16 protein-coding genes are annotated in these 19,789 nt (G+C 57.3%); 8 read left to right on the forward strand and 8 right to left on the reverse strand.

Annotated elements, in window-relative coordinates; translation table 11 throughout:
- Positions 1-19 precede the first annotated feature (19 nt).
- On the reverse strand, positions 20-1,066 hold the full coding sequence (gene rfbB, locus MUY21_RS14310; RefSeq protein WP_248411019.1) for a dTDP-glucose 4,6-dehydratase: 1,047 nt from the start codon (positions 1,064-1,066) through the stop codon (positions 20-22).
- A gap of 319 nt (positions 1,067-1,385) precedes the next feature.
- On the opposite strand from rfbB, the gene MUY21_RS14315 reads away from it, so the two are divergent.
- Positions 1,386-2,492: a rhamnan synthesis F family protein gene (locus MUY21_RS14315; protein ID WP_248411020.1), complete on the forward strand. Its 1,107-nt coding sequence runs from the start codon at positions 1,386-1,388 to the stop codon at positions 2,490-2,492.
- A 38-nt stretch (positions 2,493-2,530) separates the two neighbouring features.
- Entirely contained in the window at positions 2,531-3,265 is a 735-nt protein-coding gene (locus tag MUY21_RS14320) for a hypothetical protein (RefSeq protein WP_248411021.1), read from the forward strand.
- Positions 3,266-3,278: 13 nt separating this feature from the next.
- On the opposite strand, the gene MUY21_RS14325 is transcribed toward MUY21_RS14320, so the two are convergent.
- Complete coding sequence (locus MUY21_RS14325) at positions 3,279-3,938, reverse strand: ABC transporter ATP-binding protein (RefSeq protein ID WP_248411022.1); 660 nt, start codon at positions 3,936-3,938, stop codon at positions 3,279-3,281.
- Positions 3,938-5,344, reverse strand: coding sequence for a sugar transporter (locus MUY21_RS14330; RefSeq protein ID WP_248411023.1), 1,407 nt, complete (start codon positions 5,342-5,344; stop codon positions 3,938-3,940). The genes MUY21_RS14325 and MUY21_RS14330 overlap by 1 nt, the downstream gene beginning before the upstream one ends.
- 254 nt (positions 5,345-5,598) lie before the next feature.
- On the opposite strand from MUY21_RS14330, the gene MUY21_RS14335 reads away from it, so the two are divergent.
- From MUY21_RS14335 to MUY21_RS14345, 3 genes are all read left to right on the forward strand, one after another.
- Positions 5,599-6,393, forward strand: a complete 795-nt coding sequence (locus MUY21_RS14335) for an ABC transporter permease (RefSeq protein WP_248411024.1) — start codon at positions 5,599-5,601, stop codon at positions 6,391-6,393.
- Positions 6,394-6,533: 140 nt separating this feature from the next.
- Positions 6,534-10,460 carry a calcium-binding protein gene (locus tag MUY21_RS14340; RefSeq protein ID WP_248411025.1) on the forward strand — a complete coding sequence of 1,309 codons (3,927 nt, stop codon included), beginning with the start codon at positions 6,534-6,536 and terminating at the stop codon, positions 10,458-10,460.
- 136 nt (positions 10,461-10,596) lie between these two features.
- On the forward strand, positions 10,597-11,421 hold the full coding sequence (locus tag MUY21_RS14345; RefSeq protein WP_248411026.1) for a DUF2793 domain-containing protein: 825 nt from the start codon (positions 10,597-10,599) through the stop codon (positions 11,419-11,421).
- Between the two features lie 58 nt (positions 11,422-11,479).
- Here the strand turns inward: MUY21_RS14345 and rfbC are convergent, their stop codons facing one another.
- The 3 genes from rfbC to MUY21_RS14360 are packed head-to-tail and all read right to left on the reverse strand — an operon-like array spanning position 11,480 to position 14,118.
- A complete protein-coding gene (rfbC, locus tag MUY21_RS14350; RefSeq protein ID WP_248411027.1) occupies positions 11,480-12,058 on the reverse strand; it encodes a dTDP-4-dehydrorhamnose 3,5-epimerase in 579 nt (192 codons plus the stop codon).
- A 43-nt stretch (positions 12,059-12,101) separates the two neighbouring features.
- A complete protein-coding gene (locus MUY21_RS14355) occupies positions 12,102-12,791 on the reverse strand; it encodes a sugar transferase (RefSeq protein ID WP_248411028.1) in 690 nt (229 codons plus the stop codon).
- Positions 12,784-14,118, reverse strand: a complete 1,335-nt coding sequence (locus MUY21_RS14360) for a UDP-glucose/GDP-mannose dehydrogenase family protein (RefSeq protein WP_248411029.1) — start codon at positions 14,116-14,118, stop codon at positions 12,784-12,786. Before MUY21_RS14360 ends, MUY21_RS14355 begins: the two co-directional genes overlap by 8 nt.
- 170 nt (positions 14,119-14,288) lie before the next feature.
- Between MUY21_RS14360 and MUY21_RS14365 the strand changes: the two genes are divergently transcribed.
- The 3 genes from MUY21_RS14365 (at position 14,289) to MUY21_RS14375 (ending at position 16,862) form a co-directional block, all read left to right on the forward strand.
- Positions 14,289-14,927 (forward strand): CAP domain-containing protein, encoded by a 639-nt coding sequence (locus tag MUY21_RS14365; protein ID WP_248411030.1) that lies wholly within the window; start codon positions 14,289-14,291, stop codon positions 14,925-14,927.
- A 158-nt stretch (positions 14,928-15,085) separates the two neighbouring features.
- The gene (locus tag MUY21_RS14370) at positions 15,086-15,301 is read left to right on the forward strand and encodes a hypothetical protein (protein WP_248411031.1); all 216 of its coding nucleotides are present in this window, start codon (positions 15,086-15,088) and stop codon (positions 15,299-15,301) included.
- A gap of 127 nt (positions 15,302-15,428) precedes the next feature.
- Positions 15,429-16,862, forward strand: coding sequence for a mannose-1-phosphate guanylyltransferase/mannose-6-phosphate isomerase (locus MUY21_RS14375; RefSeq protein WP_248411032.1), 1,434 nt, complete (start codon positions 15,429-15,431; stop codon positions 16,860-16,862).
- A 17-nt stretch (positions 16,863-16,879) separates the two neighbouring features.
- Here the strand turns inward: MUY21_RS14375 and MUY21_RS14380 are convergent, their stop codons facing one another.
- The gene (locus MUY21_RS14380) at positions 16,880-17,623 is read right to left on the reverse strand and encodes a YjbF family lipoprotein (RefSeq protein ID WP_248411033.1); all 744 of its coding nucleotides are present in this window, start codon (positions 17,621-17,623) and stop codon (positions 16,880-16,882) included.
- 2 nt (positions 17,624-17,625) lie between these two features.
- Positions 17,626-19,734 (reverse strand): YjbH domain-containing protein, encoded by a 2,109-nt coding sequence (locus tag MUY21_RS14385; RefSeq protein WP_248411034.1) that lies wholly within the window; start codon positions 19,732-19,734, stop codon positions 17,626-17,628.
- Positions 19,735-19,789: the final 55 nt, after the last annotated feature.

The following is a 19,789-nucleotide window of genomic DNA, read 5'->3' on the forward strand; positions in this document are numbered from 1 at the left end:
GTCCTTCAAATGGGCAGGTTTACCCTGTCCCCAATCGTTTGCCCACCCCATCGCGTTTCTGAAGGGGGCGCCACCAATCTTCGTTGTCCAGATACCATTGGACGGTCTTGCGCAGGCCCTCTTCAATCGTCACGGACGGGCGCCAGCCCAGCTCATCGCGGATACGGGTCGGATCAATGGCATAGCGGGCATCGTGCCCCGGACGGTCAGTCACGAAGGTGATCAGGTTTTCATAGGGTCCACCATCGCGGGGGCGCAGGTTGTCCAGAATACGGCAGAGGGTCGTTACAAGCTCAAGGTTGGTCCGCTCGTTCTCGCCCCCGATATTGTAGGACCGGCCAATCTTCCCATGACGGATAACAGTCAGCAAAGCATCTGCATGATCCTCGACATAAAGCCAGTCGCGCACATTCGACCCGTCGCCATATATTGGCAGCGCCTTGCCCTCAAGCGCGTTCAGGATCACCACCGGGATGAGTTTTTCGGGAAAGTGATATGGCCCGTAGTTGTTTGAACAATTGGTCAGAACGACCGGCAGACCATAGGTTTCATGCCAGGCACGAACCAGATGGTCAGACGCCGCCTTGGACGCGGAATACGGGCTGCGTGGATCATAGGAAGTCTGTTCGGTGAAAAGCTCTTCCTTGTCATCCGACAACGTCCCGAACACCTCGTCTGTCGAGATGTGATGAAACCGGAATCCATCTGGTCGGCCGCAATTCTGCCAATAGGCGCGCGCAGCTTCCAGCATGTTGAAGGTCCCGTTTATGTTGGTCTCGATGAAGTCCGAAGGACCGTCGATTGATCGGTCGACATGGCTTTCTGCAGCAAGGTGCATCACCGCATCGGGCTTGTGCCCTTCAAAAACACGATCAAGTGCCGCGCGGTCGCGAATGTCGACGTGCTCAAAGGCATAGTTCGGGCTGTTGGACACCGACGCCACATTCTCGATGCAGGACGCATAGGTCAGTGCATCGACATTGACGACCTCATGGTTTTCACGAATTGCCTGGCGAACGACGGCGGACCCGATAAACCCTGCCCCGCCAGTAACCATTATCTTCATCTCAAAAACCCTTGATCAGTCAAACAACGCATCATGCATAAGCGAATTTCATCGGCTATTGCCACCCTTACTGCGCGGGCATTTGTCGTGTTCTAGGGGTAGCCGATGTGAATTTACAAGCCGAAGCCATATTCTGTCAGGGTAAAAGCCCTATCTACCACGCGTGCCCGGGCCGGGATATGTCTCGATGGCACTCGCCTGGACGCTTGTCTTGCACATGGTGGGTAGGGTATCGGTGCTTTTCAAGAACGTGCTTGTTGGCCTTATTGCGGTCCCGTGACCGCGCTGTCCTGCACAGGTTATGACAAAAGGTAATCCGATGAGTATCCGGCCCGGCAAAAGAAACCCGTTCTGGCGCGTTCTGCAATGGGTCGCGTGGGCGGTGTTTCGGGTCCGCTATGTTGCGTTTGACCGGCTCCGGGACCGATGGCAATTGCGCGACTATGTCGATGATATCAAAAACATCGAGGTCTTGTCAGACACCTCCGACGGGGTATTCGCGATCTTCGTCTACTACGAACCGGGCGAAACCGTGTCCGACAGCGTCCAACGGATCATCCAGACGCTATCCGCGCGTAAGGTGAACATCCTGCTGGCCTGCAATCATGACCTGTCAGACCAACAACGGTCGTTTTTCAATGACCATTGCCACTCGATTATCCTGCGCGGCAATCAGGGTTTCGATTTCGGGTGCTACAAGGATACCGTGAAGCACATGGTCACGGCCGGGCTGACCCCGGACCGGCTGCTTATCCTGAATGACAGCGTGTTTTACGCTTCTCGCGGGTTGGGGGCTTTTGTCGATGCGCTGCTGGGCGAGGAAGACGTGATTGTCGCCTATGAGAACTGGGGAGAAGATTATCACCTTCAGTCCTTCGCGCTGAGCATCAGCGCGCATGTATTTGCCTCCCGTTCATTCCTGGATTTCTGGCGCAACTACGTCCCATCGAACAACCGGGTGCTTGCAATTGATCTGGGTGAGAAGGGGCTTACACGGGCCATGCTGAACAGCGCCCGAACGACCAAGGTGATCTATTCCATTGACAAGCTGCACACCATCCTGACCCAGTCGGGAGGCGTCGATGAGACAATGCTTGAGGCGGTGATCCCCTGGCCCGCAAAAGGTCGGCTGAAGGACGCGCCACGAAACCCGGAAGATCGGATCGTCGAGGTATGCGGTCACCTTGGGTCGACTTCGACCATCCACAGCGGTGCGTATTTCTTTCCGAAATACATGGCGTCTCCGCTGTTCAAGAAAGACCTGGTTTACCGGCGGCGCTTTTCATTGTGGGAAGTAGGTGTCTGGACGAAAGACCTGTTGCCGGAAGACGAAAGGGAACAGTTCCTGAATCAGCTTCGCTTGAAAGGTGATGCATCGGGGTTGTCTCTGCTGGATAGGTTCAAGTTTACCTATGGCCTGAAGTAACCCCTTGCCCTTTGGCCTTGTGCGGGAAGACGTGAAAGATGAACAAAGTGTCGCCCATAATTGCCTTCGTGCACGTGCCGAAAACGGCCGGGTCGACAGTGAACCATTACCTTGAACGTTCGCGGGCACCGGGTCAGGCACATGTCGAATCCCTCTTCTCACACTCACATAAGATACGTGAGAAGATCGCGGGATATGACTGGGTGTCCGGGCACGTGCCTTTTCCAAAGATGCGCGCCACGCTGACCCGCGTCACCTTCCGCCACATTCATTTTTTCACAGCCATTCGCGCGCCGGACGCGCAGGTCATGTCTCATTTCAACTGGCTGATCGAAATTCGAAAGCGTGGTCGTTCATTTTACAACGCTCATCCCCCCCAGGTCAAAGAAATCTCAGAGCGGATTCGGGCCGCGGACACGTCCGATCCGCGGCAGGTCATCGACCTTCTGCACGGGTCCAGGCAACTGTTTTTAAACTTTCAATCGCAGATGGTGTTGGGAAAACGTCACCCCACGACATCACTTGATGAGCTGGAACAGCGTCTTCAGGTTTACGAGATGATCGCGACCGAAGCGACACTTCCCACCTTGATCGAGCGTGTATCGGGGCAGGCCTATCAGCCTAAGAAACGCAAGAATGTCAGCCCTTATCATTTTCCGAAAGACGTGTTCCAAGACCAACGCCTTCTGGAATTTCTTCACGAAGAGAATGCATGCGATTTCGCGCTTTATGACTTTGTTCAGTCGCGCAGTGCTGAACAGAACATTCGCTGAACCATTCGCATGATCAACGCGTGCTCATGTAATCCTCGTGGAACGCAATCGCGTCTTCGACCGCATCAAACCACTGAGCATGGCCATCAACAATGACCACACCTGAATCGCAGAGGTCCCTCATCAGCGGCATCGAGTGCGAAACGATGATCGCCGCGCTCGCCCCGATACGGTCCCGCAAAATCCGCTTGCTGCGCTTGCGAAAGGACGCGTCACCGACCGATGTTACTTCGTCAATCAGATAGGTGTCGAAACTGATCCCCATCGACACTCCAAAGGCGAGGCGGGATTTCATCCCCGCCGAATAGGTTCGGACCGGCGCGTGGAAATGCCCGCCAAGGCGTGCGAAATCCATCACGTAGTCGATCAATTCGTCGGTATCGACCCCATAGACCCGCGCGACAAACCTTGTGTTTTGGGCGCCGGTCAATTCCGGGTGAAAGCTGCCCTTGAAGCCGACCGGCCATGAAATCGACCCATCAGATTCAATCGAGCCGGAATCCGGATCCTCGACACCCGCGATCATCCGAAGCAGGGTCGATTTACCCGCACCGTTTCTGCCGAACAATCCAACCGACTTTCCCGTTGGAAATGTCAGGTTGATGTTGTGCGCAACCGTTTTCCCCTGACCCTTGATATAGTAGGTTTTCCACAAGTCGTGGATCTTGATCATCAGCGGCGATCCTTGATTGCATAAAAGATCATGACGCCGATTGCCCAGGTAAATAACAAAAATGCCCCCAGTACACCAAGCATCAGGGCTTTCTGCGGATACTCGGCCCGTTCGGCCAGGGTCGGCTTGATATAAGCCGCCAGATAACGGCTTTGTCGCTGGGCTTCGATCTTAGCCGAATCCAGTGCCGCCAGGGCCGCAAGATACGTCTGCTCGGCAAATTCGCGTTCGACGGCCAACCTTTCGTATTCACCCACAAGGGTCGAGAAGTTCCGTTCGTCCGAGCTGTCCGCGCCATATTTAAGACGCTCTTCTTCGATGCGTTCGCGAATGACCTGGATACGCAGTTCGGCCTGCGCCATGCGCGGATCGTTTGCGCCCGCACTTTCCCGCAGCAGATCGAAAGTGATCAGGGCATCCGAGAGTTTCGTCTGCAATGCCGACATCAGGCCGGTCTGGCCACCGATTTCAGCGGCAGGGTCGACGATCTGATTGCGCGAGCGGAATTCGGTGATCGCCTGACGCGCTTCCTTCAGCCGTTCAACCGCGAAATCCAGCTCTTCGCTGGCGTATCGTGTTGCATCCGCGCGGGCATCGGCGCTCAGGTCGTTGATCATGGCTGAGCTGCGATCAAAGATGCGTTCCGCAATATCCTTGGCCGTCTGCGGGTGGAACGCATGCACCCGGACTTCGATCAGGCCCGTTCCGCTGTCATAGAAAATCTTGACGACCCGCGACCAGTATTCCGCAAGATCCTCGATCGTGCCTTCTGGGTCGAACGAGAAATACGGATCAGTTTCATAGCTGGCCGCATAGATCGAGCGCAGGTCAATCTCATCATCAATGATGCTGACCAGTTCGCGGCTTTGGATGAACTCGTACAGAATGTCGGTGTCTTCGGACCCACCGCTGCCAAACGCACTGAGCCCGCCCAGAAGATCGGACGCAGAGCTCACATCTTCCGATCGCACCGTAAACGCGACATAGGACACGTACTGATCCAGCGCCCGCGCATAAAGATACCAGGCCGCAAACAGCAACGGCAGAAGAACCACGACGAAAAAACTGGCCATGACAGCCCTGTGACGCGGTTTGATCCGGGCGGGTTGCGCCATCGGGGCGACCATCACTTTGGGTTCTTTGGGTGTTTCGGACTTGGGAGCGGCTTTCGCTGCTTGGGCTTGTGGCGCCGGCGTCACGGCGCCCTGGTTCGCTTTCTGATCATTGTCATGTTCGGCGTCCGACCGCGGCGTATCCCCCGGGGTCGCAGGCGCATCGGGCGTCGAAGCGGCGGGTGTCGCAGCAGCCTGCCGATCAGGCGACGTGTCGGAAGACTGCATATCGCCATCCGCTGATCCGGGCTGGGCAGCTTGGGTGTCAATCTTGGCAGCTTCGGGTTTGTTCATGGGGTATCCTTCGCAGACGCCGTTCTCGTAGTGTTGGGCGACAACCAATTCGCGTCTTTTTGTCTGTCCGCATGTTTCCGGAGTGTATCAATGCTTTCGGTGACAGTTGCAAATCATTCGTCTGGCAGCTTCCACGGCAGTATGGACGGGTGGCTTATAGCATTGAAACATTTTCCGTTAAAAGGGCAATTGTCGCGGTCACGCCAGCCAGTTTCCACTTGCGATCATCCGACGGATGAAGGCAAAAGATGCCTATGAGCTTCAAGGCAGAGGGCCTGCACGCCCGTAACTTCAAGACGTGGCGCACAGTCATTGCGCTGATGTTGCGCGAAATGGCGACAAGCTACGGGCGATCGCCCGGGGGCTATCTTTGGGCCATCCTGGAGCCGGTCGGCGGCCTGGCGGTCATGACCATTGCCTTTTCAATGGCCTTCAGGTCACCGGCATTGGGAAATAATTTTCCATTGTTTTATGCCACCGGTTTTCTGCCGTTCATGATGTATATGGACGTCTCCAACAAGATCTCCAACTCGATCACCTTCTCGCGACAGTTGCTGTTCTATCCCTCGGTCACCTATCTGGATGCAATCATCGCGCGCCTGTTGCTGAACAGTCTGACCCAGCTGCTTGTTTTCTATATGTTGATGTATGGCTTGCTGACAATCTTCGACACGGGCAACATATTGAACTATGCGGCCATCCTGAATGCGCTTGGCATGGCGCTGGTGCTTGCCTTTGGCGTCGGTGTGATGAACTGCTTTCTGCTCACACGCTTTCCGATTTGGCAGCGCGTATGGTCAATCATCACGCGGCCCCTGTTCATCATCTCGACCATCTTCTTCATTCTGGAAAGCATCCCGCAACCCTTTCGCGACTATCTGGCCCTGAACCCGCTGGTGCATGTTGTCGGAGAGATGCGGCGCGGGTTTTATGCGACTTATGATGCCACCTGGGTCAATCCGGCCTTCGTATATGGCGTTGGTCTGGTTCTCGCCACTTTGGGCCTGATTTTCCTGGCGCGCTATCACCGCGAGATCCTCAACCGCTGACGGTGGATCCGCCCGGCTTCAGTCGACAAGTCCTAACATTTACCTAAAATCCCTTGCGCTTACTCTGGCGAGTAAATCGCACATTAAGACTTGGTCCTCACGATACCCTTAACAGTTGGGGTGTATACGAGGGGGTCGGGGTGGCCAATCTGGTATTGTCCGGCACTCTTCGGAGTGCCGCATTAAACTATGTTGCTAACGTCACGGATCTTGAGATTTCGCTCTGGAATGGTGACGCTTTCCTGTGCGCCTCGACGGGTGCATGGGGTGGAGCAACGGTGTTCAAACTGGCATCGTCTGATGCTGTGACGCTTGTCGATCAGGTCGCCTATACCTATTCGACACTGGCATCCCCCACTGCGCAGATGGAGCTTATCCAGACTGACGGCGGGGCTTACCTTTTACCGTTCGGTATCTATGACTGGACACTCGGCGCATTAGAACTGGAAACCAACGGCGGGCTGGGAGCGACGCAACACTTTACCTGGGGGGAAGGCGGTGTGGGCAACCTCAGCGCGCTCACCTCGACAGTGTTGGACGGTCAGGTGCATTTTTATGCGGCAAACGCCCAGAGTACCAGTTTCAACCACTATACCCTGTCGCAAGAGCTGTCGCTGGAACTTGCGACTGAACAAAGCACGGCATCCGGATCGAACTCGGCCGATCTGGTGGACATGGCAGTGGTTCAGGTCAGAGACAGTAAAATCCTGCTTGCGCTATCCGACCATCAGGACGGCATCACCAGCTATCATCTGGGCGAAGACGGAACGCCGACTGAAGTGGGCGTATTGTCCGCTGAAAACTACTTTCCGATTTCGGCGCCGACCGCGCTGACCTCCGGGCAGGTTCTGGACAGGACGTTCAGCGTGATCGCAAGTGCGGGCAGCTCATCGCTGACCGTCGTCGAGGTGCTTGAAGATGGCGAACTGATCGCCACGGATCACGTTCTTGACAATGTATGGACCCGGTTTTCGAACGTCACAGAGATTGCCTCGACCCAAGTGGGGGATGCGCTCTTCGTGGCCGCAGGCGGCGGCGATGACGGCGTTTCCCTGTTCACGCTTCTGCCCAGCGGCATGCTGGTCCATCTGGACACGATCTGGGACACGCAGGACAGCGCGCTGCAAAATGTTTCGGCCCTGGCGATGACCCATTCAGACGGTTCACTCAGGATTTTCGCGACCAGCGAGACCGAACGCGGGATCACCAAGCTGAACTACAGCCTGGAAAATATGGGCGTCACGGTGGCCGGCGATGGCACGACCACAATCCTGAACGGAACATCTGGCAATGATCAGATTGATGGTGGTCTATGGAGCGAGCATCTCTCGGGTGGGGCGGGTAACGATATCCTGCGCGATGGTGTGGGCGAAGATACGTTGACCGGCGGCGCAGGGGCGGATGTGTTCGTGTTGGCCGCGGACAATATGCTGGATACGATCACGGATTTCCAAGTCGGCATAGACCAGTTGAACCTGTCCGAGTTCCATATGCTTTATGATGTTTCGCAATTGCAAATTTCCAGCCGTTCCTGGGGCGCGGAAATCACCTTCCGCGGCGAGATCACTCGTATCTACAGCGCCAACGGACAATCGCTTGATGCCAGCGACTTCACGACGTTCGACAGTCTCAGGTTGAACCGTCCGCCAAACGGGTTCCAGTATATCCCCGAAACGAAATACGGGACGGAATATGACGACGTTCTGGGTGGGGATGAGGGTACGGAGACGCTGCATGGCCTGGGCGGTGACGATCTGTTCACCTGGTCGCTTGGGGCTGACGTCTTTTATGGCGGTGACGGTACGGATACAGCCTCTTACGTCAACGCTCCGACCGCCGTTATGATTGATCTGGGCAAGCGCCACGCCTCTGGTGCTGCGGATGGGGACATCTTCTATTCCATCGAACGGTATGTCGGTTCTGCTTTCGACGACATCCTGATTGGCGACGCAGGTGCGAACGTCCTGATCGGAGGAGGTGGGAACGACACACTTGAGGGTGGGCTTGGTGCTGATGTGCTTGATGGCGGAGCAGGCCGCGACATTGCCTCCTACGCGAAAGCGCAAATCTCGGTCACCATAAACTTGGAAACAGAGTATTTTTCCGGGGCAGCCCTCGGTGACACATTGATCAGCATCGAGAACGTGGTTGGCACAGATTTTCGGGACACAATTGTGGGGAATGGCACGGCGAACCGCCTTTCGGGTGGCGATGGCGATGACAGGCTGACGGGTGGTGGTGGCGACGATCGTCTGATCGGCGGCGATGGGGATGACATATTGGACGGCGGGACGGGTGCGGACATCCTGGACGGCGGGTCGGGTCAGGACTGGGCAGATTACCGACTGACGGGCTCGCGGGTGCTGATCAACCTCACTACGCATGTCGGCGGGTGGGGCGCTGATGGTGACCAGTTTTCCTCGATCGAACACGTCTATGGCAGCGCCCATGACGACGAGATTCACGGACATGCCTACGCCAACACGCTTGAGGGGCTGGACGGGAACGATAGGCTTTACGGCCATGACGGCGATGACTTGCTGAAAGGCGGCGACGGCGACGATCAGCTTCAAGGCGGCAACGGAAACGATCGCCTTTCCGGAGGAGAAGGGGCGGATCACCTGAAAGGGGGCAGCGGCCACGACCAGCTTTACGGCGGGGTCGGTGATGACCAGATCCTGGGGGATAGTGGGAATGATCGGCTCTATGGATGGCGCGGGAACGACATTCTGAATGGTGGTCATGGAAATGACAGTTTGTACGGCTCCTATGGCAATGATCGGTTGATCGACGTGAGCGGGTCAGACAGGTATTTCGGCGGACAGGGGTTTGATTTTATAGACTATTCGGCGCACTTCAAATCGGTCCGCATCGACCTTGCCGCAGGTAGGGGTTCTGGCGCAGCCAACGGAGACAGCTACAAGGACATCGAAGGGGCGATCGGAGGGGCCGCATCTGATACACTCATTGGTCATTCTGGGCGCAACATTTTTTACGGTCGAAACGGCAATGACCGATTCTACGGGTCTGGTGGAAATGACACGATTTATGGGGAAAGCGGCAATGACACACTGTTTGGCGGCAAAGGTAACGACACACTCATTGGCGGAAGCGGCTCTGATGTATTGAAAGGGCAATATGGCAACGATCTGTTGCAAGGTGGCACCGGTGCCGACAAGCTATATGGCGGCAAAGGGTCGGATACTGCTGACTATCGCGATGCGGGTTCTCGTGTGACCATCAACCTCGCGACAAACAGCAATGGTGGCGCGGCATCTGGCGACAAATTGTATTCGATTGAGAACGTGCATGGGTCCAACTGGAATGATCATCTGAAGGGAAACAAGTGGACCAACGTTTTGCATGGCTGGAACGGCGACGACCGTCTGTATGCCGCGGGAGGCAATGATCGAGTTTATGGTGATTATGGTGATGACACCATCGTGGCTGGCACTGGATCAAACCGTTACTATGGTGGCAAAGGAAATGACACTCTGGACCTGATCAAGCTCGGCTCGGGTGCGGATGTCTGGCTGTATCACAACAAGGGTGGCCGCGCCCTTTCTGGCAATAAAATCTATCAGATCGAAAACGTTGAAGGCACAAAATATGGGGATCACTTGCACGGAAACGCACAAGACAACCTGCTGAATGGTCGCGGCGGGAACGACAAACTACGCGGCAACAGAGGCTCAGACGAGCTTCATGGAAAAAGCGGAAACGATAAAATCTATGGCAACTACGGTTCCGACCGATTGTATGGCGGCAAGGGTCGCGATGTCGTCGATGGAGGTCGCCACGACGACATCCTGACCGGCGGCGCGGATGCCGACACGTTCATCTTTCAGCATGGTCATGATGTCATCACCGATTTTGAAACCGATCTGGACACAGTTAGGCTTAGCCGTTCGTTGCTCGGGTCCACCTTAACGGAACCTGCCCGACTCGCCAGCATCGCCGAGGTGCAGGCAGGTGGGGTGCTGATGGACTTCGGCAATGGCAACTCGTTGTTTTTCGAGGATGTCGAAACCTTTGCCGAACTGGAAAGCTCTATCCTTTGGTACTGATGCAGGTCGAGTCTTTGGCAGCGGGGACCACAGATAGACCCTCTTGGCGGCAAGGCTGACCGAACGCCAGTTGCGCAATCGATTAACCTTTTCGACACATGACTTTGCAGGGAAACCAGCCTTTGCGGAGAGCCCCATGCCCAACACCTCGCCCATCCTGTCCTTGCCCCTGATCCAACCGGCACAGGCGCAGAAACATGTCACCCATAACGAGGCGCTGCGCCTTCTGGACATTCTGGTTCAGTTGTCTGTCGAAACGGCTGATACGCTCAGCCCGCCACCGGGTGCGACCGAAGGTGACCGGCACATCGTACCGGGTGGGGCCACGGGCGATTGGGCCGGGCAGGATCAGACCATCACCTGGCTGCAGGATGGCGTCTGGCAATTCATTGCCCCGCAGGCCGGATGGCGTGCCGATGTCACGGCGACCGCGCAACACCTGCGATATGACGGCGGTCAGTGGGTCGATACAGCCCCGTCTATGAACAACCTTGATCTGCTGGGCGTGAACACCACGGCGGATGCGACCAACAAGCTGGCGGTTGCGTCTGATGCCACGCTGCTGTCGCATGATGGCACATCGCATCAGGTGAAAATCAACAAGGCATCGGCCGGTGACACAGCGTCGATGCTGTTTCAATCCAACTGGTCGGGCCGGGCTGAGTTCGGGCTGACGGGCGATGACAGCTTTCACGTCAAGACCAGCCCGGATGGCAGCACATGGGCCGAGGCGATTGTGGCCACCGGCACGGGCGATGTTGGAATTGGCAAGTCCCCGGCGGCGAAGCTTGATGTGGACGGCGTGATGCGCCTGACCCCGACGACGACGGCCAGCCTTCCCGCTGCGGCCTCGGTCGGGGCGGGCGGGGTCGCCTTCGTCTCGGACGCGGCGGGTGGTGCCCAACTGGCCTATAGCGATGGGGTGTCCTGGCTGAAGGTCAGCGACGGTTCCACCATCTGACCCCCTACTTCAATTGTCGACAATTCTACGCCCGCGGATTCATTCGGCGGGCGTTCTTTCAAGTGTGGCGCGCGCCACCATCAAGATCAAAAGGCGTGGCAAAGGCGGCCATCGACCCTGCGTCTGCATCCTTGGAACTGAGCGTCACCTGATCCGGAGATATGCCCCAGTCGATCCCGATGTCGGGGTCATCAAAGCGCACTGACATCTCGGTCTCGGGCGCATAATGGTCCGAGCATTTATAGAACACATCCACCCCGTCGGTCAGCGTGACAAAGCCGTGCAGGAACCCCTCGGGCACCAGAAGGGCCGATCCGTTGTCATCTGACAACTCTGCCGCGACCCATTCGCCATAGGTGGGTGAGCCGTGGCGCACATCGACTGCAACGTCCAGAATGGCACCGCGCAGACAGCGCACCAGCTTGGCTTGTGCATGGGGCGGAGCCTGGCAATGCAATCCGCGCACCGTTCCCCTGGCTGCAGAGCGGGACAGGTTATCTTGCACGAAGTTGGATGGAAGTCCGGCCTGCTCCATCGCGCGGGTTGAGAAGGTTTCGCTGAAAAATCCGCGATTGTCGCCATGGCGCGCGGGCGTGACGATCACACAACCGTCAAGTTTGGTCTTTTCTATTTTCACGGATCAGGCTCCATCATGTTCTGGGGTCGACGAAGGCGATGATTTAGCCCCGGATGCGTTTTGCGCGGCGGCCCGGCAGCGGGAACAGCTTCGCGGCGGTCAGATAAAGAATATACAGATCCAGCCGCAGCGATTTGTTCACGTGATAGATGTGATCCAACGCCGCCTTGCGCGGAACGCAGCGCCTGAGATAGACGCTTTCGGCCTCTTTCAGAGACTTGCAGGCAGCCAGCATCTTTTCTTCGTGACTGTGGAAAATGATCGACGCAAGACCCGTGATGCCCGGACGATCCAGCAGCACTTGCCGATAAATATTTGGCCGCGCCTGAACATACCGGGGTTCCGGTGGCCGAGGACCGACGAAGCTCATCTCGCCTTTCAGGACGTTCCAGATCTGGGGCAGTTCATCCAGCCGGTGGGCGCGCAGGAACTTCCCCATCGGTGTGATGCGGCTCTGCTTATGCCCGCCGGTGATGCCGACATTTTCATGATCCGGCACGGTGCGCATGGTACGGATTTTCAGAAGGTCGAAGGTCTTGTCGAAGGTGGTGTTCCGCCGCGAGCGATAGACGAATGGACGACCGTCGCGCAAGGTGACGATGACATACAGCACCAGCAGCATCGGGATGACGGGAATCGTCAGCGCCAGGGCAAGGCTTATGTCAAAAAGGCGCTTCATCCCCAATTCTTTCCGTTCACCCAGTTCGGCTTTGGTATAAGTAACTTCAACCATCCCAACCATCCGGTCCAAATCCTCGCCGTCCAATGGCGCAATATGCGACAAAGCCAGCCTTTTTTGCATCTTTCGGCGAATAGATGTTGCGCAAGTCGGCCATTCTGGCCGTTTCCATCCGTCGTGCAAGGCGCTTCAAGTCCAGCGCACGAAACTCGTTCCACTCGGTCAGGATCACAACAGCATCCGCGTTCTGAGCCGCCTTATACGCATCTTCGACCCAATGTGCACCCGGCAAAAGAGCTTCGCCTTCGTTTAGCCCTTGCGGGTCAACCAAACGCACTTTTGCCCCGCCACCGATGAGGGCTGGTACAATCGTCAGGCTGGGCGCATCCCGCATGTCGTCGGTGTTGGGTTTGAAGGTGACACCCAGCACCGCAATGGTTTTGCCCGACACCGAGCCGTCGCAAAGGTCGATGATCTTGCCGACCATTCGACGCTTGGTCTCGTCGTTGACGGTGATCACGGTTTCGGTGATTTGCATCGGCATCCCGGCTTCCTGCCCGATCCGCGCCAACGCCTTGGTGTCTTTCGGGAAGCAACTGCCGCCATAGCCCGGCCCGGCATGCAAGAACTTGTTGCCGATCCGGCCATCCAGCCCGATCCCTTTCGAGACTTGTTTCACATCCGCCCCGACACGCTCACACAGCGCCGCGATCTCGTTGATGAACGTGATTTTGGTGGCCAGAAACGCATTGGCCGCATATTTGATCATCTCGGCGCTTTCCAGATCGGTCGTGACAATCGGAAAGTCACGCAGGAACAGCGGGCGGTAGATCTCGGCCATGATGTCCGCGGCGCGTTCGTTCTGAACCCCGACCACGACGCGATCCGGGCGCATGAAATCATCAATCGCTGCCCCTTCGCGCAGAAATTCGGGGTTCGAGGCGACGTCGAAGTCGAGCTCGGGATGGGCTTTCTGGATCAGCTGCTTGACCTTGCGGTTGGTTCCCACAGGTACCGTGGATTTGGTGACGACAACGGCATAATCTTCAAGCGAATCAGCGATCTCTTCCGCGGCGGCAAAAACAAATGTCAGGTCCGCATGGCCATCCCCGCGCCGCGTCGGCGTCCCGACCGCGATAAAAATTGCCTGGGCATCCTTCACCGCGTCTTTCAGGTTCTGCGTGAAAGACAGGCGGCCAGCGGCGACGTTTTTTGCCATCAGATCTTCAAGACCCGGCTCATAGATCGGCACCCGGCCAGCTTCGAGCATGTCGATCTTGGCAGGATCCTTGTCCACGCACACGACGTCATGCCCAAAATCAGAGAAACACACACCCGAGACCAGGCCCACATACCCGGTGCCGATCATCGCAATTTTCATTGGCTCGAAACCTCATTTTTTCAATAATCTACGACGGGATGATCCATCGCGCAAATACTGTCAACGAACGGCGAACCTTCGCCCATCCAGACATCGCCCTATTCCTGTCACGCCCTTGCCATGGCAGGTTTGCATGCTGCGGGGCGAAACTGGATGATGAGGTCGAAATCATGCGTGGAATCATATTGAAAGCCCTTGGCGTTGCGGCAGTCCTGTCGCTGACTGCCCTGCCCCAAACTGCCACTGCCGCTTGCACCGTAAAGAAGGTATCTGGGGCAGAAAAAGCAATTCCAACCAAAGGCTTGAACCAATCTCTTTTGGACAAGGCCGTTGTCGCGCGTGTAAATGCCGAACGCTGTCGACGCGGGCTTCCGGCGCTGACCACAGCCTCTGGCCTGCGCAAACAGGCGGCCCGACATTCGCAATGGATGGCCCGCAGTCAAAAGCTCAGCCACAAGGCCAGCGGGTCATTCAACCGCTCGCTGACCGACCGCCTGCGTGCATCCGGCGTGCGTTTTCGGACCGGAGCCGAGAATATCGGATGGGTGCATCTTTACAGCATTGACGGAAATCGCTTCATGATTCGGTCCTCCGATCAATGTCACTTCACCACCAGTGGCGGACGCAGGATCGGCCGCCACAGCTATAACAGTCTGGCCAGCCTGATCGTGCGCAAATGGATGGAATCACCCGGACATAGGAAGAGCATCCTGCGAAGAAACCTGCGTTTCAGCGGCGTTGGGGCTGGCGTTCAGCCTGCGTCGAAATACTGCGGTTCGGTATTCCTGACCCATATCTTTGCAGGGTGAGAAGGACTATTGCATCGCTGCCACAGGGCGGCAAAGTTCTGCGTGTTCAGCGTGATGAATGTAAGAACAGACTTCCAATAGCGTTCATGGTATGCAAAACAAACATGGACGGCTCGCTAGATCGGCGCTGCCCGCGATTAAATTATGGAGTATGAAACATGAAAAAAGTGATGACCCTTGCCGCTGCTGGCATGATCGCTCTGTCCGCACCTGCTTTCGCTGGCGCATACGGCGATGCAGTTGTTGAAGAAGAAGTCGTTGTTGTCGAAGAAGCTGGTAGCTCGCTGGGCAACACCGGCCTGGCCCTGCTGGGTCTGGCTGTCGTTGCTGGCATCATTGCTGCTTCGGACGACGCAACCGACACCACCGAATAATTTGATCGCTTCTCAGGAAGCATTCAAACTGAAACGGCAAGTCCTTGGGGCTTGCCGTTTTTGTTTGTAAAGACCATGATTCCACCATTGGATGTATGACACCTGATGGTGCAAAGGGCGCTTTGAGTTGCAGAGAATCACGCCGATCATTCTGGCTGGAGGCGTCGGCACACGGCTATGGCCGCTGTCGCGCGAAAGTTTCCCCAAACAGTTTCTGAAGATCGACGGCGCGGTCAGCCTGTTTCAGCAAACCGTACAGCGTTTTCAAACGCCGGGTTTCACGCGCCCGATCATCGTTACGAATGAAGACTATCGGTTTCACGTGGTCGAACAGATGGGTGAAATCGGGACCCTGCCCGAACTGATCTTGCTGGAACCCTGTCTGCGCAACACCGCCGGTGCGGTTCTGGCAGCCGTCCAGATACGGGCCCGCCGATCACCGGAGTCATTGTGCGTCGTGGCTCCGTCCGATCACTTGATCTCGGATCCGGCTGAATTTGCCAACGCTCTGGGCAAAGGGGTGCCTGCTGCTTTGTCAAGTAAGATCGTCACCTTCGGGATCCAGCCCGACCGGGCCGAAACGGGCTATGGCTATCTTGAGCTTGGCGAAGGCAGCCCTGATGGCGACCAGCCCGAACCCGTCCTGTCCTTCACCGAAAAACCGGATATTGAAACCGCGGCGCGCATGATGGCCGGCGGACGTCACCTTTGGAATGCTGGCATCTTTCTGTTTCGCGCCGACGACATGCAAGCTGCGTTCGACCGTCACGCCCCCGAGATTGCCAGCCATGTGACCCGTGCACTTGCTGCAAATACACTCGACCTGGGGTTTACCCGACTTGACCCTGATGCGTGGCAGGACCTGCCCAGTATCTCATTGGATTACGCCGTGATGGAACATACCGACAATATCTGCGCCGTGCCCTTCGACGGGCATTGGTCGGATCTGGGCAGTTGGCAAAGCTATTGGCGCGAAGGATGTCGTTCGGCCTCGCCAAATGACGGGCTGGTGACCATCGGCAACGCGCATGGGATTGAGTGCGAAGGCAGCCTTCTGATGTCTGAAAACGCGGATCAGACGATTGTCGGCTTTGGCCTGCGCGATCTGGTGGCTGTCGCCATGAAAGACGCCGTGCTGGTCGCTGACCGGAACCGCTCGGACCAGATCGGAACAGTGGTCAATTTCCTGAAATCCAAGAACGCTCCACAGGCCGACATCCGACCCCGTGATTTCCGGCCCTGGGGTTGGTTCGAGGAATTGGTCACGGGTCCAGGTTTCAAGGTGAAACTGATCACCGTGCATCCGCGCGGTGTGCTGTCCTTGCAGTCCCACATTCATCGCGCCGAACATTGGGTGGTGGTCGAAGGCGTTGCCACGGTGACCATCGGCAACCAAACGCTGGACCTGACGGCGAACCAGTCCGCCTATGTGCCGAAGGGCGAGGTTCACCGGCTGGAAAACAACGGCCTGTCCGACACCGTCCTGATCGAGGTTCAGACCGGCCCCTATCTGGGCGAGGACGATATTGTCCGGTACGAGGACGTCTATGCCCGTGGCTGACCGCTGCGGCGTGTCGGTTACAGGCGCAGGTTCTGAATGGCGAGGCTGCCGATCCGCTGCCCCACCCATTGGCTGGATTTCAGGACACGCCCATTGCCATCGACCCAATAGACATTGTTGAATGCAATCTCGCCGCGTCGGCAGCTTTCCTTCATGATCACGGCATCCGCGTTGATTGCGCCCAGGCTTACGCGTTCGGTCTTGCCGCGAGTCAAGGTGCAGTCCACGACAAGGCTGGTGTTCTGCCCCAGATCGCCAAGATAGGTATGTTCCCGCTTATAGGTGGCATTGCGGCGTGCGGTGATCGCCGACACCGCCGTGTCGATACGCGATGCCATCAGGTCATCACCCAGTCCACGTGTGTTTGCCAGAACGCCGCGCTGGAAGGTCAGGCCCTGCCCCGGTGCGCTGCCCCAGGTGACATAGTCGCCATTCTGCCCCACCGGGCTGATCGCCAGCACGGCCTTGGTTTCGATCCGCACGACCAGAGCGATCGGCCCCTTGGTGGCGGCCAGAGCTTTCGCGACAACCGCATTCGGATCAGTCGCCGCAGCCGGCGCTGCACCGGCAGAATCCGGCTTTTCTTCTTTGCCGCCGCCCAGTTTGCTGCCCAATTGCTTGCCAGTGCTTTTCACGAGTTCGGCCGTGATCCGTGACAATTCTGTGCCTTCGCGGTCAGACCCGCAGCCGGATAAGGCCAGCCCGGCGGCCAGCATCAAGCCCGTGATACGCGAGGTGCGTTTGGTAAACCCATGCTGCACGGTCATCTCCAGAATTTGCCCCAGCGGGATGCAAGGGCGTCGCCGTGGCCTTCGTCAACCCATTCAAACAGGCGGCCGTCCACCTCAAGGCGCGCGCCGCCATCACGTGACAGCGACCGCAGCGTGGCGTTGGACGCCCCGCGAGAAGGTGTGCCAAACGCCCATTCGAACGGGATCGACAGACGGATCCCCTTGTCAAACGAGCCTTCGCCGAAATCTTCGGCAGACACGTTGGTCTTGGTAACATAACCGCCGATTTTCCAACCATTGTTGAATGTTCGGTCGATGGACAGGGTCGCCCCATAGTCACCTGCCAGATAACGCCCGACGTCAAGCTGGCCGGTGAAGCCATTGCCGAAATCGTAATAGGCCGACACATGGCCGGTCACGACACTGTAATCCTGAAAGCCGAACAATTGGTCATAATCGCGCTTCTTGACCCAAGCCAATTCCGCACCCAGCGCAAGCTGGCTGTCGACGGGTTTCCAAAGCACTTCCGCCGAGACTCCGCCATACATGCTTTCAAGATAGCCCACCGTCACACGGCTATAGAGGTTCCTGCCGGGGCGCCCGTACATGCTTGCAGTCAGGTGGGAAATCGCAGGATCGCCTTCGGCAGAATAGCGCCCGGCCTCTGTCCGAACAGGCGGCAGCGCCGTGGGACTGCCATTCGGATCTTCGCTCAGGTTGCCCCAGATGCTTTTCGAAATCGAGCCGGACAGGAAGATATTCGGTGCAACTTCGTAAGACCCGCTCAGCTTCAGGCCGAAATCAGCCCGGATCGGGCTGGCCGGGTCAAAGAAGCTCAGCCCCATATAGGGGGCCAGACCCCAGCGGAACCGGCTGTCCTGACGCGCCAGCTCGGAGTTGCGCACGGCGCGCGGGGTGGCTTCGTCGATCGACACACGCTGGAACATATCAATCGCCGGGGCGTGTTCCAGACGCTCGATGTCACTGCGACGCATGGTGACAGTGGACAGCGGAATGCCGTTGTCCACCAGCGTAATCACGAAGGTTTCGACCGATGGCGGCAGAGCGTGGGTCAGGATCCGCGCGGTGCGCCCAATGGCCTGCGCAGGGGAATAGTACTTGCGGTTGTCGACTTTCAGTTCGGCGCGCGTGGTGCCCAACGCAAGCGTTTGCAGTTTGATCCCCTGCTTGTTCAGAGCATCACCGACCGCCTTGCGAATGCCGGTTTCGTTGGTCGGGTCGGCAATCCACCCGGTGCCCCATGCCTCGGCATTGCTGCGCGACGGGCGGGGTTTCACGGGCAACGGCGCACGCTCGTTCCCCGTACGGGCAATGGGTTGGCGCGGGTTCAGGCGAATGACGACATTTGCACCGACCGTATCGCCGTTCAGATAGAAGGCGTTCAGGTGAATGGCGGGCGACACCTGATAATCCACGGCGAAGTTGAACGGGGATTTGTGCTCCATGATCCCTGCGGCCACTTCGCGCGCAAAGGCGTCCGAACTGTACTCCGCCTTCAGCGTCAGCTTGTCATTGACCTTGTAGGACACACCGGCAAACGGCGCGAAATCACCCCGGAACCACTGGTTCGCATTTACGGTGCCGCCCTTGCCGAAATCCCAAGGGGGGCGGGTGCCAGTTGCGCCAATCGGTTCATAGCTGCCCAAGCGGCCCCAGCCGATGCCGCCCGTAACACGCAACCGGTCCCCGATGGATTTGGTCGCGACGATATATTCGCTGGAATAAATTCCGGTGCCGATGAAGTCGCGGATGCCAACGGACACGGCAGGGAAGTATTTGCTTTCGTTCAGAACCCGATAGCGGATATCGAAACTGCGGTCAAAATAATCCCCAACGACAGGATGGAAATCCGCGATCTTGGCATAGCGGAAGCTGCCCGACAGCCGGGGCGTGATCTGGAAGCTCAGCGTGCCATTTGCGTTGGGCCCAAACTGAGAATAGGTGAAGGCCAGCTCGCTGTCCGCCGCAGCTTCGGCGGTGGGCATGGCAATCAGACCGGGTGTGCCATAGATGGTATAGCTGGATGTCAGCGTGCCAACCTCGGCCATGGCGGGCGACGCCGTCGCGGCGGCCACGCCCAAGGCGGCCAATCTACAAAAATCCACCCGAGAAATGCTCACTGCCATCTCCGTTCAACATCTTTTTTTGTTCAAATACGCGATCCCGTCAGACAAA

It is taken from the genome of Aliiroseovarius sp. S2029, from assembly GCF_023195575.1.
GTDB classification, from domain to species: domain Bacteria; phylum Pseudomonadota; class Alphaproteobacteria; order Rhodobacterales; family Rhodobacteraceae; genus Aliiroseovarius; species Aliiroseovarius zhejiangensis.

Coding starts and splice junctions, on each gene's coding strand:
- rfbB (WP_248411019.1), bottom strand. CDS start 1,066: ATGAAGATAATGGTTACTGGCGGGGCAGGGTTTATCGGGTCCGCCGTC.
- MUY21_RS14315 (WP_248411020.1), top strand. CDS start 1,386: ATGAGTATCCGGCCCGGCAAAAGAAACCCGTTCTGGCGCGTTCTGCAA.
- MUY21_RS14320 (WP_248411021.1), top strand. CDS start 2,531: ATGAACAAAGTGTCGCCCATAATTGCCTTCGTGCACGTGCCGAAAACG.
- MUY21_RS14325 (WP_248411022.1), bottom strand. CDS start 3,938: ATGATCAAGATCCACGACTTGTGGAAAACCTACTATATCAAGGGTCAG.
- MUY21_RS14330 (WP_248411023.1), bottom strand. CDS start 5,344: ATGAACAAACCCGAAGCTGCCAAGATTGACACCCAAGCTGCCCAGCCC.
- MUY21_RS14335 (WP_248411024.1), top strand. CDS start 5,599: ATGAGCTTCAAGGCAGAGGGCCTGCACGCCCGTAACTTCAAGACGTGG.
- MUY21_RS14345 (WP_248411026.1), top strand. CDS start 10,597: ATGCCCAACACCTCGCCCATCCTGTCCTTGCCCCTGATCCAACCGGCA.
- MUY21_RS14355 (WP_248411028.1), bottom strand. CDS start 12,791: ATGGTTGAAGTTACTTATACCAAAGCCGAACTGGGTGAACGGAAAGAA.
- MUY21_RS14360 (WP_248411029.1), bottom strand. CDS start 14,118: ATGAAAATTGCGATGATCGGCACCGGGTATGTGGGCCTGGTCTCGGGT.
- MUY21_RS14365 (WP_248411030.1), top strand. CDS start 14,289: ATGCGTGGAATCATATTGAAAGCCCTTGGCGTTGCGGCAGTCCTGTCG.
- MUY21_RS14370 (WP_248411031.1), top strand. CDS start 15,086: ATGAAAAAAGTGATGACCCTTGCCGCTGCTGGCATGATCGCTCTGTCC.